Raw genomic sequence first — 20,975 nt, 5'->3', positions numbered from 1 at the left:
ATCATTGTTTTAGGTTAAAAAAATCTCACTCACCCATGCAGCCTATTCTATTATTCAATTACCTTTAGAAAAATAATCATGAGCGGGTTCAAAGGAAAACTTTATATTCATATCGGAACCGGGTGATAATAATTTATAAAGATTGAACTTAAGAGAGCAATTCCTGCTTATGCCATCATCAAGTATTTTGTATTAGCGCAAACACACATTTTGCCTTGCATTGCCACAGCACCATCCTGCACAGCACGTCGCTCTCGATGAAAGGACGCACTAATTGCATACTTCTAATCCGAAAGCACCTAGCTTCCGGAGACAAACCAATTAAAAAATAAATTATCAAAAACATCTACCAGCAAGATTATGCAGCCGATTTTGAAGAGCCTTCTGCTCATTTTGTTTATCGGAACATGCGGAATTTCACCTTTTTCCCTGCGCGCCCAGGACTGCACGCCCACTATCAGTTCCTCCGGGAGCCTGTGCGACAGTGGCAAAGTTCAACTTTCAGCAAGTGAAGCGGATACTTACCTTTGGTCGACAGGAGCCACCACCAGGTCCATCTCTGTTACAGGCAGCGGCTCTTACTGGGTCAAAACAGTACAATCAAACGGGTGCGAGGCTACCTCCGCTCCCATCCATATAGCCGGAACGCCCGACGCCAGCGTTGCGGACCCTCTGAACTTTTTCACCTCGTGCAGCGCGGCCGGTGGCAGCGCCAGTTTCGAGCTGACCATTGAGAACACCTCCACCACCAAAGCGTCGAACAAGAGCTACAGGATAAACTGGGGCGATGGGGCCACCACAACGCTGGGCAAAGACTTTGAGAGCGCCACGCACAACTACACAGCCACCGGCTTTTTTCAGCTGGTAGTGGAAGTGACTGGCGAGAGCGGCTGCACCAGCACCACCACCGAGCGGGTGTTCATCGGCAGCAACCCGAGCCTGGGGTTGGCCAGCCGCGGCAACACCAACGACTGCCTTCCGGCCACCTACACCTTCGACATACTCAACACCAAAGGAAACTCCCCGCTCACCGTCTACACCATTGATTTCGGAGACGGAACGCCCGTGCAGACCTTCACCCACGCCAACCTGCCCGCCGCTATCACGCATACTTACGAGGTGTCGTCTAAAGACGCGCCGAACAGTGCGTTCACGCTGAAGGCGACCGCCACCAACCCCTGCGGCTTCACCCCGGCCTCCGTGGGCGGCATCAAGATTTCCAAGGGGCCTGAGGCGGAGTTCAGCTTCAGCAAATCAGCAGGCTGTGTGAATGTGCCGGTGCTGTTAAAGGACATGACAGTGGTGGGTTTCAACGCCAACACCATCAACCCCAGCGCCAGCGCAGCCTACACCGTGGAGTGGGAGATTTCGCCGGCAACCGGCTGGAAATACAGCATCGGCAACGCCACCACCAAAAGCCCCACCGTGGTGTTTACCCAGGCGGGTGAGTACACCATTAAAATGACCTCCTCACCGGCAGGCTCCGGCACCACCTGCGCCAGCAGCTCGGCACAAAAGGTATATAAAGTGAACGAACCTGCCACCGCCGGTTTTGAACTGAGCGGCAACGGCACCTGCGCCCCGGCACTCTTCACGGCGCAGAACAAATCCACGGGTGCGGACCTGCAGTATATATGGCAGGTGAGCCCGGCGGCGGGATGGGCCTTTGCCGAAGGCTCCACCGCAAGCTCAGAAAACCCGTCCTTCAGCTTCATCAAATCCGGCACGTACACCGTCTCCCTGACTACCAGCAACAGCTGCGCAACGGAGGTAAAGGAAAGAACCGTGACCATACAGGACAAGCCGGTGGCGCTGCTACCGGGCCCGCAGTTGTATTGCGGCCCTCAGACCCTCTCCTTTTCTGCATCCAATTCTAAACACACACCGCAGTACGATGCGCAGTCGGGCACCATCAGCAGCTACAACTGGACGGTGGCCGGTCCGGCAGAAACCGCCTTCACGGACGGCACCGACAGCCATTCGGCAAACCCCAGCATCCATTTTACAGAGGCCGGGAAATACACCGTCTCGGTGGTCGCTGTAAATGAATGCGGCCCTTCAGCGGCCGCCACGCAGGAAATCACCATCGGCCAGATACCGGAGCTAAGCGCCATTTCGCCTAATCCCACCATCTGTTTGGGCGCGAGCACCACCATCCGCGTAAGCGGTGCCGACACTTATGCCTGGGCTCCTGCAAACGGCCTGGACATCGCGACAGGCAGTGAGGTGACGGTGAGTCCGACCGAAACCACCACCTACACCATCACCGGCACCAATACGGAGACAGGCTGCTTCAGCAGCACCACCTTCACGGTGACAGTGAACCCTTTGCCGGAAGTTTCCGTCAGGTCAGACGCGGCCGCCATTTGCTACACCCAGGGCGCTGCCACGCTCACAGCAGCGGGTGCCGACAGCTACACCTGGTTCCCTGCCACCGGGCTGAGTGCCACCACCGGCGCCTCGGTGACGGCAAGACCGTTGAACACAACTACCTACACCGTCATCGGCCTGAACGCCGCGACCGGCTGCACCAACGCTGCCACCGTCACCGTAACTGTAAATCCGTTGCCAAAAGTGAATGCAGGGTTGGATATAACTGTTTGCAACGCCCCAGTGCCAACCAAACTGCAGGGAAGCCCCGCAGGGGGCACCTGGAGCGGGCCGAACGTAACGGCAACTGGCTTTTTCACGCCTCCGGCCACGCTGGGGAATTACGAACTCACCTACACTTATACCAATGCCTCGGGCTGCGTGGCCTCTGATAAAATGGTTGTGACGGTAAAAGAGGTGCCTTTGGCCGAGGCGGGTGACGACAGAGTCGTTTGCCTGAACAGCGGCTCCTTTAAACTGGCCGGACTGCCCGCTGGCGGTTCCTGGTCGGGCTCGAAGTATATACGGGCGGATGGCACCTTCACGCCAGACGCCGCAGGCACCTTCACGCTCATATATACCCACGGCACAGGCAGTTGCGAATCCAAAGACCAGCTGCAGGTAAGGGTGAATCCCCTGCCCGCTGCCCCTGCGGCCGCAGGAACCATCATCTGCCCGGGCTTCGGCGCTACATTGACAGCGGCCAGTCCGGTCGGCGCCATCGCCTGGTACGACGCCCCTGCGGGCGGTACGCTGCTAAGCGACAAAGCTACGTTCACTACCCCGGCGCTGGACCAGACGAAAACCTATTACGTGCAGACAACGGTGGACGGCGGCTGTACCAGCGTCAGAACGCCTGTGACGGTGACGGTGCGCCCGGCCACGCCCGCCCCGGTGGTGGCCCCGGTGGCGCTTTGCGGCCCCGGCAACAAGGCCGTACTGCTAGCCGAAGGCAATGCCACGATATATGAGTGGTTCGAGGTCGCCACCGGCGGCACGCCTATTTTCACCGGCAGGACATTCGAGACAGAGGCGCTGGATGCTGATAAAACGTACTACGTGCAGGCCAGCATCGAAGGATGCCTGAGCCCCCGCACGCAAGTGCAGGTAACGGTGTACCCGGTGTTAGAGAACAACACGGTCACGCCTGTGCCGGTGATTTGCGCCGGGCAGCAACCCGCCAAACTGCTTGGCTCTCAGCCGAAAGGCGGCAACGGAAAACACACCTATATATGGGAAAGCAGCCTGGTTGACCCGGCCACCAACCCCGGTGCTGTTTTCTCCGCCATACCGGAAGCGACCGACATCAGCTATCAGCCCGGCGCGCTGAGCCGTACTACCTGGTTCAGAAGGATAGTGAAGTCCTCTGCCTGCACGGATGTGTCGGCGGCGGTGGAAGTGACGGTAACGCCCGCCATCAGCAACAACATCATCAAAAACGCCCAAACAATATGTGAGGGCGATATGCCAGCCACGCTGACAGGTGAACCGCTGTCGGGCGGCAACGGCCAGTATACCTATATATGGGAGATGAGCGAGGACGGCAAAAACTTCACCGCCGCCACCGGAGAACACACCCTCGAAACGTATACTGCCCCTGCTCCGCTGTCGCGCAACACCTGGTACCGCCGCATCGTGAACTCCGGCACCTGCAACAGCGACATCAGCGCACCGGTGCTGGTAACCGTGCAGCCGGCTATCCGCAACAACAAACTGTCCATAACGGAGCTCACCCTGTGCTACGGCGAGGCTCCGGCAACGTTCACAGCGGTGGAAGGACTATCAGGCGGAAACGAAAGCTTTACCTATATATGGGAGATGAGCGAGGACAATGGCGTGACCTTTCAGGAGGCTCCGGGCACCCGCACCAACAGCAGTTACACCGCTCCCGCCCTGACACAGGCTACCCTGTTCCGCCGCAAGGTAAGCTCCGGAGAGTGCTACAGCTACTCTGACGTATTGCGCGTGATGGTGGCAGCGCCCATCAGCAACAACCAGGTCCGCGAGAGCCAGACCATCTGCGAAGGTGATGCGCCAGCCGCCATCATTGGCTCTGACCCGGACGGAGGCTATATACCATCTGCAAGCAACGCCGGTTACACCTATATCTGGGAATACGCCACCACCGGCCCGAACGGCACCTACCGCGCCGTGACGCAGAACGGCCAGGGACGTGACCTGAGCCCCGGCGCCCTCTCCACCACCACCTGGTTCCGCCGCGTGGCCCGCACGGCTTCATGCTCGCACATATCCAATGTGGTGGAGATTACGGTGAACCCGCAGATCGCGAACAATACCGTGATGGCACCGCAAACCATATATGCCGGGCAGGTGCCCGCGCCGCTGATAGGCTCCACGCCCACCGGAGGCGATGAGCGCTATACGTATATGTGGGAGTACAGTGAGGATGGGATAACGTTCAGGTCGGCTCCCATACCGAACGATGGCAAGAACTACTCACCCAAGGCGCTGACAGAAAATACCTGGTTCAGGAGAATCGTGTATTCGGGCGGATGCGAGATGGTGTCAAACACAATTAAAATCACCATTACGCCCGCCATCGGCAACAACAACATCCAGGCAGACCAGATTATCTGCTTCGGCAACACACCCGCCATGCTGACGGGATCGGAGCCGGTGGGCGGGAAAGGCGGCTACAGCTTCCTGTGGCAGCAAAGCACCTCCGGCCCGGCCACGGGTTGGCGCACCGCCACGGCCTCGGGCAACACGCAAAACTACAGCCCTCCGGCGCTTACGCAGGAAACCTGGTACAGAAGAATCATCATCTCCGGCACCAACACCGACACCAGCGCAGCCGTGATGGTCTCTGTGAAGCCTGCCATGAGCAACAACAAGGTCAGCACGCCGCAGACAGTCTGCTTCGGCACGGCTCCTGCCACCCTCACCGGCACGCTGCCGAACGGCGGCAGCGGAAAATATGTATACCAGTGGGAGATGAGCACCTCCGGCCCCGAAACCGCTTTCACAACGGCCCCTGGTGAGAACAACAGGAAAGACTACAGCCCTAGCCCGCTGACACAGACAACCTGGTTCCGGCGCGTGGTCACCTCCGAGTCGTGCAATGCCCTGGTGAGCGCTGCGGTGCAGATGACTGTTACGCCGCTGCCGGAGGCACCGGTGGCAACGGGCACCAGCGTCTGCGCCGGCCAGAGCGCCACGCTCACCTCCAAAGGAAAGGGCGGCCGCCTGGAGTGGTATGCCAGCGCATCCGGCGGAGACCCGATTGCCACCGGCGGCACCCTCGTTACGCCCCGCCTGGATTTTACCACCACCTTCTATGTGCAGGAAGTGTCGCAGTCGTGCGCCAGCGCGCGGCAGCCGGTGGTGGCGCAGGTGGTGGAGAGCCGCGTGTCTGCCGGGGAGGATGTGACCGTGGTGAAAGGCCGCAGCGTGGAGCTGCGGGCGAGCGGCGGCGTCACCTACTCCTGGGCTCCGGCCACCGGCATGGACAATCCCAACATCGCGAACCCTTTGCTCACGCCGGAACAGACCACCGTGTATACGGTGACGGCCTCCACCGCTGAGGGCTGTACCTTCACCGACGAGGTGGTGGTCACGGTGCTGCCTTTCGTCTCGGTGCCCAATACCTTCACCCCGAACCAGGACGGCATCAACGACACCTGGGAGATTGAGAACCTCAGCCAGTACCAGAACTGCCGGGTAAAGGTGTTTAACCAGTGGGGCAGCGAGGTGTTCACCTCAGACGGCTACAAAGCTCCCTGGGATGGGCGACACAAAGGCATGGAGTTGCCGATTGCGACTTACTATTATATCATCGAACTGGGCCAGAACGAGAAGCCGATATCTGGCAGCGTGACCATCGTTAAATAATTTCGCTATATGAACAGACTTTTAGCCCTCGTTATGTTCCTGGCAATGGCCGCTGGCGCGGCACAGGCGCAGCAGAAGCCGCAGTACACGCAGTACACGCTCAACAACTACCTCCTCAACCCGGCCATCACCGGCATCGAGGATTATGCGGACCTGAAACTGGGAACCAGGCACCAGTGGTCGGGCCTGGAGGGGGCGCCGGAATCTTACTACGCAACGCTGCACATGCCCGTCAACAAAGACATGACCGCCTCTTACCACGGCCGCCGCCGGCGCGGCGCGGCGCCCAAGGAGGGTATGAGCAAAAGGACAAACGTGTACCGCCGCCTACGGGCGCACCACGGCCTGGGGGCCATGGCCATGTCCACGCGAACCGGGCCGCTGAAGCGGGGCTCCTTTTCACTGAGCTACGCCTACCACCAGCCTATCACCCGCAGCCTGCGCGTGGCGGCCGGTGTGGCACCCGGCTTTATCCAATACAGCCTGGATCCCTCCTATGTCAGGACGGCCAAGCAGAACGACCCCGCAGTGATGGACGGCCGCCTCAACGAGATAAAGTTTGACCTGAACATGGGCCTCTGGCTGTACTCCCGCAACTTTTATATTGGTGCCTCCGGCGCGCAGCTGGTGCCGAGCAAGCGGCAGCTTATCTCGACGGGCGGTTCGGAGGAGTACAACAAGGGAGAGCTGCAGAAGCACTACTTTGCCACCACCGGCTACCGCTTCGACCTGACGCCCACCTTCACCCTTATTCCATCGGTGATGGTGAAGATGGCCCAGCCCAGCCCGATTTCGGTGGATGCCACCGTGAAGGCCCTGTACAGCGACAGGCTGTGGGTAGCGGCCTCGTACCGCCACAAGGAATCGGTGGCGGCCATGGCGGGCCTGAACATCAGCCATTTGCTGGACCTCGCCTACTCCTACGATGCCGGCACCTCGCCGCTGGGCCGCGTGCACGCGGGCAGCCATGAAGTGGTGCTGGGGTTCAAGATCAGCAACACCCGAAAAATCATATGCCCGGAGTGGGCCTGGTAAAACGAGTTTTTTAGTTTAGTTTGTAATATGAAAAGGGCAGCTATTTTAGTTGCCTCTTTTATTTGGCACTTACCCGGAATATTCCCAACTTGAAAAAGAGGCTGCTCAGGCAAGCCAACCTGTTTGCCAGAGTATTACCCGCCGCATAACCACAGAAACCCAGAACATATATGCTTCTAAAGAAAACCTTAGGCGTCATTTTCGGGATCCTCTTCCTGTCATTCGCCGCTTTCCAGTACAACGACCCGGACCCGCTGATTTGGGTGACTATTTACCTGATTGCAGCTGTGCTGAGCTTCGCTGCCGGATTCGGCAGGGTGAGCAACGCGGTACTGGCTGTGGCCTGTGTGGTATATATAGGCGGTGTTGTCTACTGGTGGCCAGAGCGCTTCGAAGGCGTGGGTGACAGCATGCGAGACGCGGCGACTGGCGCCCTGCTGGTGAATGTGGAGGAAGGCAGGGAGTCTTTGGGAATGGCCATTTGTGCCGCCGCCATGCTGACTTTCATCCTGCTGTCGAGGTTTGGCAAGACCCACGAAGCGAACAGAACAGCGCTATAAAGGAAAGAGGCTGGCCATATATGGCCAGCCTCTTTTGTCTGATATTACCTTTTAGATTTGCTCGGCTTTGAAGCCGGCCTTCTCCACGGTGCTTTTGATCGATTGGGCATCCAAGGAGTCAGATTTAACCTCCAGCACCTTGTCCGGGTTATTGGTGTCTACGTTCCACTCCGCTACTCCCTCCAGCTTGTTCAGGTGAGGGGTCACGGCCTTTATACAGTTGCCGCAGTTGATGGTTGTTTTAAATTTATAGGTTTCCATACTTAACATAATTTATAAACTATACATCTATTTAAATTCCTTTCTTCCGCATTATAATGTTTTAGACCGCAGGCGCAGGCTGTTCCCCACCACCGACACAGAGCTCAGGGCCATCGCGGCGCCCGCAATCATCGGGCTGAGCAGGAAACCGGTGAACGGATACAGCAGCCCGGCTGCTACCGGAATACAGATAACGTTGTAAAAGAAGGCCCAGAACAGGTTCTGGCGTATTGTCTGCACCGTGGCCCTGGAGAGTTTTACGGCCTTGGCCACCTGCATCAGGTCGGAGCGCATGAGCGTGATGCCCGCCACATCCATCGCTACATCGGTGCCCTGCCCCATCGCAATGCTGACATCGGCGGTGGCCAGCGCCTGCGCATCGTTAATACCGTCTCCCACCATGGCCACTGTCTTACCTTCCGCCTGCAGCTTTTTCACAAATCCGGCTTTATCATCCGGCAGCAACTCTGCCTGGTAATGAACTATGCCTACCTGACGCGCCACGGCGGCCGCAGTCTGCTGGTTGTCGCCTGTCAGCATATATACTTCCAGGCCCGCCTCTTGCATAGCTCTGATGCCCGCCGCCGCCTCGGGTTTCACCGGGTCGCTTACGGCAAAAACGGCAAGGGCCTGTGCGCTGTCGGCAAAGAAAATCACGGTTTTGGCGTCTTCCTGCAATTGTCTTGCCGCCTGCAACAGGTGCCCGGGCAGTTGTATGCCCTGCTGCTGCAGTAGTTTCTCATTGCCGGAGAAGTACCGCACACCCTCAAACTCCGCTTCTATACCCAGTCCGGTCAGGCTGCTGAAGTATTCCGGCTGCCGGGCCTGCAGCCCCTTCTCCTTATAATAGCTATATATGGCCTGGGCAATCGGGTGCTCCGACTGGGCCTCCATGGAGAAAAACAGCTGCTCCAACTGCTCCTGCGCCACCTGTTGGTCTGCCCACACCACATCCGTCACGGACGGTTTGCCAAGCGTGATGGTGCCTGTCTTATCCAAAATTACCGTATCCGCCTTGTGCGCCCGCTCCAGGCTTTCTGCGTCTTTTATCAGGATGCCGTTCTCGGCCCCACGCCCCACGCCCACCATAATGGCCGTCGGGGTGGCCAGGCCGAGGGCACAGGGGCAGGCAATCACCAGCACCGAGATAGTAGACAGCAGCGCCTCCGACAGGTAAGCCTCCCCGCCAAGCACCAGCCACGCCACCAAAGTCAGCAGTGCGATGCCCAGCACCACCGGCACGAAGATCCCGGCAATCTTGTCCACCAGTTTCTGCACGGGCGCCTTGCTGCCCTGCGCCTCCTGCACCATCCGGATGATGTGCGCCAGCATGGTCTCGCCACCTGTTTTCTGAGCAACCAGCTGCACGCTTCCTCTCTGGTTGATGGTGCCGGCATAGAGTGCATCGCCCGGCTGTTTCTGCACCGGCAGCGGCTCGCCGCTCAGCATGCTCTCATCCACATAGGTCGCGCCAGCCACCACCTCACCGTCCACAGGCACCCGCTCTCCGGGCAGCAGCAGCACCCTGTCCCCCACCTGCACCTCTTCAATTTTTATCTCCAGCTCACCGCCGTTCCGGACTACCCGCACGGTCTTCGGCTGCAGCCCCATCAGTTTTTTTATGGCGGAGGAACTTCGGTCCTTCGCGTTTTCCTCCAGATACTTCCCGAGCAGGATAAAGGCGATGATGACGGCGACTGCTTCGTAGTACACGTGCGGCATCAGGCCACGGCTCAGAAAGAATTCAGGATATATGGTGTTGAACAGGCTGAAGAGGAAGGCAATGCCCGTGCTGAGCGCCACCAGGGTGTCCATGTTGGCGCGGAAGTGCCTGGCCTGCGCCCAGGCCCCCACAAAAAAGCGCTGCCCCGCCCATAACAGGATGGGAGCAGTCAGCAGCAGCATAGCCCAGTTGCCCCAGGCGAAGGAATCATGGAAGAACATGCCCAGCACAAAAACCGGCAAGGCCAGTACGCCTGCCAGAATGGTTCTGCGCCTCAGCGCGGCCAGCGATTTCACCTGCCGCTCTTCCAGTTCCTCTTGGGTCTTATACTCTATTAATATGTCAAAGCCGATTTCCTGCACCGTCTCGCGGAGTTGCGCAGGCGTCACGGCATCCGGGGCATAGGCTACCTGAACTGTTTTGCCGGCGAAGTTCACGTTTGCCTCCTCCACTCCTTCCCGCGCCCGCAACATGCTCTCGATGCTGCTGGCGCAGGAGGCGCAGGTCATTCCCTCCACCGGAAAAGTGCTTTTTGTTGTTTTATGTTTTGTCGCTGTTGCCATTTGCTTATCTTCTTACGCTACAAAGGTACGATGGCAATGCGCGCCGTATGTTACATAATTCCTGCGGCGAGTTACAGGTTTTTTATAAAAATGGCTTGTAACACATCGTGTAGACAGATATGCATCCTCAAAAATGAATTATATTATTTCTGCAACACAAAATAATATATCTATTATTATAGATAATTAAATTTGTGTTGTTTTATTTAATTATTCTATGCTGTACAATTCTTTTTTATTTAATTTAGCTTCCGGATCATCAGGCGAGACAGCTATGCATATCCCTTTTAAGTTATGATTTTAGCCTGAAAGGGCCATTACGGAGGCAGGCCTTCGCCCGGCGTTTTTTGATTGCATATGCACCCTTACAACACTAACAAGAATCGTAATAGCACTTCTAAACGCACTATCCGTTACATTGGCTTTTCCTTTGCCGGACTTGCATTTGTACTTATAGCAGTTTGTATTAACTCCTATCATATAGACAGGCAGGCTCAGAAAAAGTATAACCACGAGGTGTTTCAGGCCCTAAACCAGCTGAAACTGATCAACACACTGCACCACAACGAAGGCAGAGTTCACAGCCTGCTCATGTCGCACTCAAAGTCAGGGAAACAAAGGCGCAGCAGCACGATTCGGAAAGACATCATCCGGAACCGCGACGAGAACACAGCTGCCATCTATGCGCTCGGCCGTTTGCTGCAAGACAAGCCCAAAAAGGACCTGCTACAGCAGATAATAGAAGAACGCAGGGCATATTACACTTTCGCGGACAGCCTGGTGCGCCTGAATGACCTGAACCGCGCGGAAGAGGCACAGGCTCTTTTTGATGCATACCTCGAACCTGGCTCCCGGCGCCACGAGCAGGACCTGAACAGGCTCAGCAGGCAGGTGCAGGTCGCCGCCGACAGCCGGATTAACACGGTCATATCGGGCATCGGGTTCTCCACTGACAAGCACTCGCTGCTGCTGCTGCTGGCGCTGCTGGCCACAGGGGCCGCCGCTTTCATGGTCAGGCGCGCCTTCGGGCGGATGCGGGAGGAGAATGCCCTGCTGAGCGCCGAGATCCGGGAACGCAGCAAACTGGAGCAGGAACTGAAAGAGCAACGGCAGGAATACAGAATGCTCTTCAATCGCAACCCCATCCCGATGTGGGTGTACGATCAGGGCACCCTTCGCTTTCTGGAAGTGAACAGGGCAGCGGTGCAGGAGTATGGCTATATAGAGGAGGAGTTCCTGCAGATGACGCTGCTTGACATACGGCCGGAGACGGAACGGGATAAGCTGCTGGCTAGCATAGAGCAACAGGGTGGAGACGCTGACACCCCAAACAACAGTTTCGAACACAGGAGAAAAGACGGATCTGTATTCAAGGTAGAGATCCGGTCGCATGCCCTGCCTTCCGGACAGGGGACGCATCCCCGGCTGGTGGTGGCCGTGAACGTGGAAGAGCGCGAGCAGGCCCTGGAGCAGCTGCAGAAAAACGAAAAGCTGCTGCGCGAGGTAAGTTCCAGCGTGCCTGGTGCCGTGTTCCAGTACCAGATGGAGCGTGACGGGAGTTTCTGTTTCCCCTATATCAGCGAGGGGGTGCAGGTGCTTTGCGGCGTGACGCCGGAAGAGGTCTACAGCGACCCCCTGCTGCTCTATAAAAACCTGCACCCCGACGATCTGGCGGAAGTGCAGCGCTCCACCGTAGAAACTTACCGCCACCTGACACCCTGGGAAATGGAGATCCGGGTGTGGCAGCCGGAAAAGAAAAAATACCTGTGGGTACGCGGACACAGCCTCCCATCCGCAAAAGGGAATGGTACCGTACTCTGGAATGGCACGTTCATCGATATAACAAAGCAGAAAGAGGCCCAGGCAGAACTCATGCGCAATGAGGCAAAACTCCAGGCGCTGCTCGACAGCTCTTTTCAGGCCATCTTCCTGCTGGACGAGAACCTGAACGTGCTCTCCTTTAACAAAGAAGCCGCCGCCGATGTACACCGCTACCTGCTCAAGGAGCTGCAGGCCGGGCAGAGCATGCTCGACTTCGTATCACCCATGCAGGTCCCCTCCATTGTCGCAAACCATGCCAGGGCGATGAAGGGCGAAACGGTGGTGTACGAGGCGGGCCAGGGCGACTATTGGCACGAGATAACGTACCAGCCGGTCGTCAGCACCGGGCAGTCGATACTGGGGGTTGCTCTGAACATCCGGAACATCTCGGAGCAGAAGAAAAACTTCGAAACGATTAAGCGAAAAGGGCTGCAGCTCGCAAGGGCACAGCAACTGGCAAAACTTGGCAGCTGGGAGTACCATCTGAAGCAGGATGTGCTGAAATGGTCCAACGGCACTTTAGCCATATATGGGCTGGAGAAAGGAAATTTCGGTCCGTCGCTGCACAACATGCTGGCCCGCGTACACCCTGAGGACAGACAGCGGGTGCAGGAGGTATATAGAAACGCCATCGAAACCAAAAGCATGCTGCACGTGGAGCACCGCATTGTGCTGCCCGACGGCGCGGTGGCAAACGTGACGGAAGTAGCCGAAGTTATATGCGACGAGGATGGGGAAGTGATAAAGCTGAGCGGCACCGTGCAGGACATAACCGACCGGAAAAAGGCGGAGCAGGAGATAACGGAGGCCAAGAACCTGCTCCAGTCTACGATCGAGAACATTCCGGAGGTTATTTTCACGGCCAACCCCGATTTCAACATTATATATATAAGCCCGCAGTGCGAGCAGATCACCGGCTATCCCGAGGAGGCTTTCCTGGGCGAGGCGGCCACCTGGCTGCAGTCCATCCACAGCGACGACAAAAAGCCGATGATGCAGGAAGTGCTGCCGGCGGTGCTGGCGGGGCAGCCCCAGGAATACGAGATGCGCTTGGTTGACCGCCACGGCAGGCTGCGCTGGCTCCTGCTCCGCATGTCGCCGGGGATGGACAGCACCGGGAAGGTGACGCGCATATATGGCTCAGCCTCCGACATGACAGACTACAAAGAGGCAGAGGCGCGGCAGCAGGAGCTCTCGCATCAGCTCATGCGGCAAAACCAGAACCTGCAGCAGTTCGCTTATATTGTATCGCATAACCTGCGGGCCCCTATCGCGAACATGCTGGGGCTCACCTCCATCTACAACCGCAACGAGATCGGCTCCCCCATCAACCAGAAGGTGATCGATAACCTGATCAAGTCCGCGAAACTGCTTGATTCGACTATCCGCGACCTGAACGACCTCCTGACCATTCGGAGCCAGATCGGGAATGTGTACGAGACGGTTTATTTTGAGTGCCTGCTGCAGGATGTGCTCGGGCTGCTCAAGCTGGAAGGCAATGCTGCGGAGGCGGACATATCTTACGACTTCGGGGATGCACCGGCCGTGAACACTGTCCGCAGTTATGCACAGAGCATCCTGCTGAACCTGCTCTCGAATGCGGTAAAGTACAAATCTCCGGACAGAAAACTTGTCGTCAGCGTTACAACATTCAGGCTAAAGGGTTATATTTGCCTCCAGGTTCAGGATAATGGCCTTGGAATCGACCTTGAGAAGCAGCAGGAAAACATCTTTGGCCTGTACAAGCGTTTCCATAAGGGATTTGAAGGCAAAGGAATCGGGCTCCACCTGGTGAAAACACAGGTAGAAATGCTGGAAGGGAAAGTAGAGGTTGAAAGCGCGCCACAAAAAGGGACTACGTTCAGCATTTACTTTAAAAGTTAGAAGATTGCAGTCATGAGCACATTAAAGAAGGTAGTACTGGTTGACGATGACACAGTGAACAACTTTGTTTGCGAGAGCATTATCCGCAACGAGAAGTTTTCTGATGAGGTTATCAGCTTTGAATGGGCCGAGGACGCTTTAAAGTACCTGCAGGAACAGGCTCAAAAAGGGGAAGAATACTTCCCCGACCTCATTTTCCTGGACATTAACATGCCCGGAATGGACGGCTGGTCATTTATCGAAGAATACCGCAGGCTGCCGGAGCAGTGTACCTCCAACTGCTGCCTCTTTATGCTCTCCTCTGCCGTGGACAGGAAAGATATCCTGACGGCCAAGAGCATTGAGGAAGTACGGGAGTTTTTCTCCAAGCCCCTCTCCCCGGAAATACTGGAGATTATCCGCGAAGAATATATCAGCAACTGACAGTGCCTGTGGCCTTTAGCGATTACGCCCCACAGCCTTCCCCTTCTCTCACGCGTAGCGCCCTCAACGCCCGTCACCGCTATCATTAGTGGTGCATTTTGCTGTACCCTTCCTGAACCGTACAAAAGAAGCGGCCCCGCTCTTAAAGAAAAAATATAAATAACAAATTCTGCCAGAAAATAGCGCCAGTAACTCTCCCAACCCGGAGCCGATATATGCGTATGTTCATTACTGGCAATTGTACGAATGAAGTTTGTGTTCCCGCGCGGGGCTATATGTTTGTAGATAAACGTTGAGACAGACCAGGATGCTATAGGCCAACTGACAATCGGCCTATAGCGCACGGCAGCCATAAAAGCAGCAAGGGAGCCTATATGGCTCCCTTGCTGCTTTTATGGCTGCCGAATCTGAATCAGCGGCGGCTGTAGTCTGCGTCATCCCGTCTTTTCTCGTCCGCGCCAAGCGGCTGGTCGCCGCGACGGATACCCGCCACGTCGTCGTCCATGCCTGTGTCGCTGCCCTCAAACTCAAAGCCGGGGCCCTGCGCGACAGCCTCTACGCTATCCGGGTCGTTGGCACCGTAGCCAGTTGCTTCGTTCCCGCCAATATGCAGGTTCTCCAGTTTATCTTTCTGGCCCGGGCGTTCAGTTTCACCGTTGGGGCCCATGTTGCGCTTTGCGGTGGGGTCCGGTTGGTTGCCCATGGCCACGCGCTTGCGGTAGTCGTTGTTTATATTGTCTGCTGTTTTATCGGTCTTTTCTTCTCTCTCGCTCATAGCTCAGTAGGTTTATATGTACTAAGCGTATACGCCGCCCGGTGGCACATGTTCAGCGACAGGTCTTTTACTGAACATAATATAGCAACTTAATAAACTTTTACTTCCTGCTGTCATTCAGGCCCCAGTTGTAGGGGTAGTAGCCCAGGCGGTACCCCGGCGGCAGCGGTGTGCTCCGGAAGCGGTTTATATAGGCTGCCAGCGAGGGGGCCTGCCGCAGAAAATCGGGCCGGTACCACTTGAACAACTCAGACACCAGCACCTTCCGCTCGTCAGGGTGTATCCGGACAAAGGCGGGATCCTGCAGCGCGCGTTTGGCCTGTGCCTCCAGTTGCTCCTCCACCCTGTCGGGTAGGTAGGCCGTGTTCAGGAGCGGCGGGCAGGATCTGGCGGCGCAGACCAGCGCGAAATGCACGCGTGCGTCCCGGTAAGTGGCCATCAGTTTTTGCTTTTCCAGTTGGTTCAGCGTCAGGTTTTCGCCCGCCACGCGGTACTGCCGCTTGTCGAAGAAACCGGGCACATCCATCACTGATGGAAGGGGGTAATGTTCCAGCACTTGCCACAGCACCAGCAGGTTGTACGCGTTGAGGTAGAAGGCTTTGCACTCGGCAGCGGGCGCGTTTCTGAGATCATATATAGCCAGTTGCTGCACCAGGCGCTGCAGCCGGGCCTTATCCTCCTGTAGCGAGCGGTAATTGACCTGCCCCTCCTGCACATGATCCTGCAACAGTCCGGAAGTCGCGCCATAGAAATCCTGCTGCTGCGTGGCAGAGGCGGCTGCAGCGGGTTTGGCTGGCGCAGCTAATACAGACAGGCAAATCAGCAACAGAAAACGTTTGATAATGGCCATGTCATAAGTTTTACGGTTAGCTAACAACAACTGCACCGTTCTGTTACCTTTGCAGTAAATTCAAGGCTTATGGCACCACTGTTGCGAAATAAGCGTTAGCCTAAAGACACGGCAAAGAGATGCAGCATATGAAACTTACAAAGATATACGACCCACGGGAGATGAACTCTTACCAGTTTGTGGCGTTAACCGGCCTGGTGATGACGCTGGTAGCCAACATCATCCTGCTGCTGATCGGCAAGACCGTACAAAATTTTGAGGCATTGTACCTCTGCTGGGCGGTTTTCTTCACGCTGGGCACCATCGCCAACTTCAACAGCAACCCCGACGACCACGACCATCACCACCATCATTAAGCGTGGACCTTGATTCCCCATGCTGTATATGTGCTATATATTATTGGGGCTACTTTCTGCATAACCAGGCATACAATTGCCCAAGCCATGAACCTCTTTGCACCAGCAGCAGGCATCTCACCTCAAATTCCCTCGGCTGCTTTCAGCAATCTATATATAATAGTGCATTAAAAAATCAGGCTACCGCAATGCAGTAGCCTGAAACTAAACACAAACATTGTCTTACGGATTAGAACGTGTAGCCCACTGAGGCCTTCACCACGCGGTTAAAGGTATCGAAGCTGCCGTTCTTGTCCACGCTGTTGAGGCCGTAATCGTAGCCTGCGCTGATGTTAAAGCCGTTGGCGAATTTATACCCGAGGCCGCCTGTTACGGCCACATCCGTTTCGCGCATGCTGCTCTTGATATCGAACTCCTGTTTGAGTGCGTTGAAGCCCAGCGCGCCTGCCTCTGCTTTTACCTTGTTGGATACCAGGTAAGACACCTGCGGCCCCGCAAACACATGGAAGCCCTCGCCTATATATAGCTTCACTAAAACCGGTAAATCAATATACTCTGCCTGGTTGGTGATGGTGACGTTGGCGTTCAGGAAATCGACCTGCTCTATCGGAAGTTTCCCGGTCAGCACCATGCCCTTTTGCGAATACTGCAGGCCCGGCTCAATCTCAAACCCTGGAAGAACCGGTATGGCCACGTAGCCGCCCACATGGTACCCGGTGCGCATCTGCTGCGACACGGAGCCGTTGGTCATCTCCACCAGGTCCTGCACGCTCTGCATCGTTTCGCCTTCCCAGTCGGCCACGTTCACGCCAGCCCTTATCCCGAAGCGCACGGGGTCCTGCCCCTGCGTGTTTAACTCCTGAGACGGGTTCATATAGCCAGGCCTTTTCTGAGCAGCCGCATCGCTTATCACCAATCCGAATGCCGCCGCTACAAGTAAAAATATCTTTTTCATGGTCAAAATCTTTAGAATGAACTCCTTCGGTTGAAAGCTGCGCTGCTTGCTTGTGCTGAATGGAAATACCGTGCCAAAAAAAGTTCCTAACCAAAGAAATAATAATCACTGAAACCATATATAATTCATAACCAACCTTTTAATTTTTGATAGAGCCATATATCCCTCCAATGAAAATTTGCTGGTTGGGGGGCTAATAATTAAAATGGTAGTTTTGCTCCCGAATCAGCAGGATGTAGCGATGAACGATAAAACACAGGTGCGCCTGAAGCAGCTGGCCGTACACCGGGTAGGCAACAAAGCAAAAGAAGAGGGCGTGATCGCCTCGCGCGAGGTGGTGGACCTGCGGGATGAGCAGCTGAACGACCTGCTGCTCAACTACTTTCTGTCTCCGTTTAAGCAGGAGGAGTTTTTCCGCTTTACCCACACCTCCGACCTGGCCCTGAACGAGATGTTCGCCTACTCCGCCCTTATCTTCAGCGAGCCCGCCAAGTTTCTGGACTACTCAGTACACATCCTGAATCACCTCTACGAGCAGTCGGACCACCCGAAGGTGAAGAGCGGGGAACTGTATGTGGTACACTTTGCCGGCTGCCGGATGGATGATGAACCGGTGGAGGCAGTGGGCATTTTCAAGTCTGAAAACAAGGACGCCTTTCTGACCATCCAGGACAGCGACGAGGACATTCAGGTGAATTACCACACCGGCGTAAACCTAAAAAGCGTAGACAAAGGCTGCATGATTTTCAATGTGGAGGCCGAGGACGGCTTCCGGGTGAAGCTGGTGGATGCCAACAGCACCGACGCCGTGTTCTGGAAGGAGGATTTCCTGAACGTGACCGAGCTAAAAGACACCAACTTCAACACCAAAACGGTCCTGAACCTTTGCAAGGACTTTTCGGAGGAGGTGTTTGCCCAGACGGAGAGCAAAAAGGCGCAGGTCGATTTCATCAGCCGCTCCGTTGACTACTTCTCCAAAAGCGAAACATTTGATCTGGAGGAGTTTACGAGCAGTGTTATTGATGAGCCCGAGACGAAGGAGCGTTTCAAAAATTACAGCCAGGCCTTTGCCGAGGAGCGCGACATTGAAGGCTTCACTGACTTTGCCATCAACAAGAACACGGTGCGCAACATGAAGCGCAAGTTCCGCAATTTCATCAAGCTCGACACGCAGATAGAGATTAAGTTCAGCGGCTACAACCCCGAGCAGAGCGAGCAGTACGTGGAGCGCGGCTTCGACAAGGAGCGCGGCATGCACTTCTACAAAGTCTTCTTTCACAGCGAAAGCTAAGGCCGCTCCACCAGAAACTAATGATAGCCTTTGTTTTGTTACGGTAGCCTCGGGCGCTGTAAACCGGAACGATAATTGTTTAAGTGCTCCAGAAGAAAAGAACTGCCCTATATGAAGAAATTAGCCTTCGCTTTGTTTTTTGCCCTGGTTTCCACCGCTGGCTACGCACAGATTCCCGCCGCCGGGCCACAGGCAAAAGCCGCCCAAACCGCGCCGCAAACGCTGGAGCAGCAGGCGGATAAAATGACCAAAGGCATGGCCACGCACCTGCGCCTGACACCTGAACAGACACTGAAGGTAAAAGCCATCAACCTCACCAACATGCAGCATGTCGAAGACGCCAAAAAGAAATTCGCGAAAAAACCGCGCCAGTTAGTGCAGCAGATAGACGTTATCAGCGAGACAAGGCTTTCGCAGCTGAAGGATGTGCTGACGCCGGTGCAGTTTCAGCAGTACCAGCAGCGCCGCGAGGAGAAAATGGGCGTACCGGCAGAGGCACAAAGTAATCCCTCCTCCAGCCAACAAGGCCTTCGCTACCAGGAAAGTTACTGAAGCTTACAGGCAATAGCGGCATATATATAACCCGCGTTACCAAACTATAAAGAAAGCCCCGCCTGCAATTTCTATATATAGGAGGCGCAGGCGGGGCTTTTGCTGTTTGCAGTTCTTCAGTTCAGGAAGAAGGTTCCTATGATGGAGAAAACCGCAGCGATGGCATATAGAATAAAAAACCACTTTATCAGCTTATCCCTGTTGACGGCGTTCTTCAGGAATGGGTAAAACAGCCAGTAAAGCGCTACTGCAGCCACAAATAATAATGCTAATCCCTTCAACATGGTTTTTGGTATTTCTGGCTGTAACTGGTTGTACATAAGGTGAGCGAGGCGTAGCCGAAGCCTAACTTAAGTATTGGGTTATGTAGTGTTTTATTTCAGCCTTACCCTATTGACCACAGCGCTTTTCAAGTTTGGGAATTCTAAGATAAAGGTGTAGTCACTTAATCTATTGCAAGTGTCAATATGCACTTTTTCTATTGAGTCGGCATACATTTCCAATCCTTTAAGGCTTTTGAGATTTTTGGACCTATCTATGGAGATTTCACTCATGCCCTGCAATCCGTTTAATGATGTCAAATCTTCAACGTTCGTCCAGTTAAGGCCAACCTTTTTGGCAAACTTCGGAAAGCTAAAGTCTGCAAAGGATTTATCTTTTGGCTTATGATGCCAAAGGTCAAATAGCTCTAAATTTTCACAAGTAATCAAGCTTTTATCCTCATGATGCCACTCAAGAACTAAGGTTTTAAGAGAGGAGAAATGAGAAAAGTCAATCATTGGTCTCTTTCCCATTACTCCAAAATATTCAGCATTTTCAAGACTATATAAACCTGTCACATCTTCTATACTGATGTTCCAGAACCAAACGAACTTTGCATCTTTGAAATCCTTCACAAAATCAAAGTCTGCATTTCTAAATCCAAAAGTTGGATTGCCAAAAATCCCATCAAAGTTTTCCTGTTGATATTTAGAAATGCATTTCTCCAGCTTGTCGGTAACTATTCCTAATGATTTATAGCCTCCTTGTTTTTCTTTATCAATGTAAATATCTTCTTCGGGAACAATAAGCATTGTTTATTTCTATGGTTTAAATGCTACATAACGGTTAGTATTGGCTACGAGTGAGGCAAAGCCGAACATGGAGCCTATGCAGGGTTAGGGCTTGTTTTATTTTTCCTTTTTAAAATTTACAGCTTTTTCAGTTCCCTTTGCTACATTATGCTCTAACCACTTTCCATGCATTTTACTATCAGTCCAGTCAAGCGAGATTCTATAGCCATTACCGAAGTCCTTTAATACCTTTCGATTACGATAGTCATAGATAGAGCCGCTTGTCCTTCTAAACTGGCTTATTACAGTTTCTCCTTCAGCGTTAGTGTATACTGCAACATCTTCCCACATGGGGTAGTAGCTTGATAGCATAAAAAGAGAAGTATATAATCCGATGAGAAAATAAGGTAGTGCAACTATACTTATTACAACTATTGCTATTCTTCTTGTAGCATTTCTCTTTAACTTCATTGCCACTCTATACAAGAAGACAAAAAGGGTCAGAACTAAAACACCCGCAACAATGGTGATGATTCTGTGAGGTATTGGGTTTAATACTTCTATAGGAGAACCAATAAGAAGTCCAGCAATTAGTAAAGCTAAAATAGAAAGTATAATTGCTAAGTCTCTTTTCATGATTCAAATACGCCCT

Annotated in this window: 16 protein-coding genes; 8 read left to right on the top strand and 8 right to left on the bottom strand. The window is 54.5% G+C overall.

Features of this window, described 5'->3' with window-relative positions:
* Window positions 1–360: 360 nt before the first annotated feature.
* From GSQ62_RS18655 to GSQ62_RS18645, 3 genes are all read left to right on the top strand, one after another.
* The gene (locus GSQ62_RS18655) at window positions 361–6,222 is read left to right on the top strand and encodes an Ig-like domain-containing protein (protein ID WP_161890903.1); all 5,862 of its coding nucleotides are present in this window, start codon (window positions 361–363) and stop codon (window positions 6,220–6,222) included.
* Between the two features lie 9 nt (window positions 6,223–6,231).
* Entirely contained in the window at window positions 6,232–7,257 is a 1,026-nt protein-coding gene (locus GSQ62_RS18650; RefSeq protein ID WP_161890902.1) for a PorP/SprF family type IX secretion system membrane protein, read from the top strand.
* 170 nt (window positions 7,258–7,427) lie between these two features.
* Window positions 7,428–7,817: a transmembrane 220 family protein gene (locus GSQ62_RS18645; protein WP_161890901.1), complete on the top strand. Its 390-nt coding sequence runs from the start codon at window positions 7,428–7,430 to the stop codon at window positions 7,815–7,817.
* A gap of 51 nt (window positions 7,818–7,868) precedes the next feature.
* Here GSQ62_RS18645 and GSQ62_RS18640 read toward each other — a convergent pair whose 3' ends face one another.
* Both GSQ62_RS18640 and GSQ62_RS18635 read right to left on the bottom strand, forming a co-directional pair.
* A complete protein-coding gene (locus tag GSQ62_RS18640; protein ID WP_161890900.1) occupies window positions 7,869–8,078 on the bottom strand; it encodes a heavy-metal-associated domain-containing protein in 210 nt (69 codons plus the stop codon).
* 51 nt (window positions 8,079–8,129) lie between these two features.
* Window positions 8,130–10,364 (bottom strand): heavy metal translocating P-type ATPase, encoded by a 2,235-nt coding sequence (locus tag GSQ62_RS18635; protein WP_161890899.1) that lies wholly within the window; start codon window positions 10,362–10,364, stop codon window positions 8,130–8,132.
* A gap of 357 nt (window positions 10,365–10,721) precedes the next feature.
* On the opposite strand from GSQ62_RS18635, the gene GSQ62_RS18630 reads away from it, so the two are divergent.
* Window positions 10,722–14,069: a PAS domain S-box protein gene (locus GSQ62_RS18630; protein WP_161890898.1), complete on the top strand. Its 3,348-nt coding sequence runs from the start codon at window positions 10,722–10,724 to the stop codon at window positions 14,067–14,069.
* Between the two features lie 12 nt (window positions 14,070–14,081).
* Complete coding sequence (locus tag GSQ62_RS18625) at window positions 14,082–14,492, top strand: response regulator (RefSeq protein WP_161890897.1); 411 nt, start codon at window positions 14,082–14,084, stop codon at window positions 14,490–14,492.
* Window positions 14,493–14,904: 412 nt separating this feature from the next.
* On the opposite strand, the gene GSQ62_RS18620 is transcribed toward GSQ62_RS18625, so the two are convergent.
* Window positions 14,905–15,267, bottom strand: coding sequence for a hypothetical protein (locus GSQ62_RS18620; RefSeq protein WP_161890896.1), 363 nt, complete (start codon window positions 15,265–15,267; stop codon window positions 14,905–14,907).
* Window positions 15,268–15,367: 100 nt separating this feature from the next.
* Complete coding sequence (locus tag GSQ62_RS18615; RefSeq protein ID WP_161890895.1) at window positions 15,368–16,117, bottom strand: DUF547 domain-containing protein; 750 nt, start codon at window positions 16,115–16,117, stop codon at window positions 15,368–15,370.
* A 128-nt stretch (window positions 16,118–16,245) separates the two neighbouring features.
* On the opposite strand from GSQ62_RS18615, the gene GSQ62_RS18610 reads away from it, so the two are divergent.
* Window positions 16,246–16,473, top strand: a complete 228-nt coding sequence (locus GSQ62_RS18610) for a hypothetical protein (protein ID WP_161890894.1) — start codon at window positions 16,246–16,248, stop codon at window positions 16,471–16,473.
* Between the two features lie 229 nt (window positions 16,474–16,702).
* On the opposite strand, the gene GSQ62_RS18605 is transcribed toward GSQ62_RS18610, so the two are convergent.
* Window positions 16,703–17,428 (bottom strand): porin family protein, encoded by a 726-nt coding sequence (locus tag GSQ62_RS18605; RefSeq protein WP_161890893.1) that lies wholly within the window; start codon window positions 17,426–17,428, stop codon window positions 16,703–16,705.
* Window positions 17,429–17,669: 241 nt separating this feature from the next.
* Between GSQ62_RS18605 and GSQ62_RS18600 the strand changes: the two genes are divergently transcribed.
* Both GSQ62_RS18600 and GSQ62_RS18595 read left to right on the top strand, forming a co-directional pair.
* The gene (locus tag GSQ62_RS18600) at window positions 17,670–18,719 is read left to right on the top strand and encodes a nucleoid-associated protein (RefSeq protein ID WP_161890892.1); all 1,050 of its coding nucleotides are present in this window, start codon (window positions 17,670–17,672) and stop codon (window positions 18,717–18,719) included.
* Between the two features lie 111 nt (window positions 18,720–18,830).
* Entirely contained in the window at window positions 18,831–19,271 is a 441-nt protein-coding gene (locus GSQ62_RS18595) for a hypothetical protein (protein ID WP_161890891.1), read from the top strand.
* Between the two features lie 116 nt (window positions 19,272–19,387).
* On the opposite strand, the gene GSQ62_RS18590 is transcribed toward GSQ62_RS18595, so the two are convergent.
* From GSQ62_RS18590 to GSQ62_RS18580, 3 genes are all read right to left on the bottom strand, one after another.
* Window positions 19,388–19,555 (bottom strand): hypothetical protein, encoded by a 168-nt coding sequence (locus GSQ62_RS18590; protein ID WP_161890890.1) that lies wholly within the window; start codon window positions 19,553–19,555, stop codon window positions 19,388–19,390.
* 90 nt (window positions 19,556–19,645) lie between these two features.
* Window positions 19,646–20,344 carry a hypothetical protein gene (locus GSQ62_RS18585; RefSeq protein WP_161890889.1) on the bottom strand — a complete coding sequence of 233 codons (699 nt, stop codon included), beginning with the start codon at window positions 20,342–20,344 and terminating at the stop codon, window positions 19,646–19,648.
* Window positions 20,345–20,440: 96 nt separating this feature from the next.
* On the bottom strand, window positions 20,441–20,959 hold the full coding sequence (locus GSQ62_RS18580; RefSeq protein WP_161890888.1) for a hypothetical protein: 519 nt from the start codon (window positions 20,957–20,959) through the stop codon (window positions 20,441–20,443).
* Between the last annotated feature and the right edge of the window lie 16 nt (window positions 20,960–20,975).

This window comes from Pontibacter russatus (assembly GCF_009931655.1).
Lineage (GTDB): Bacteria > Bacteroidota > Bacteroidia > Cytophagales > Hymenobacteraceae > Pontibacter > Pontibacter russatus.
Note: the sequence above shows the minus strand (reverse complement) of the source record. Positions and strands in the feature narration are given on the sequence as shown.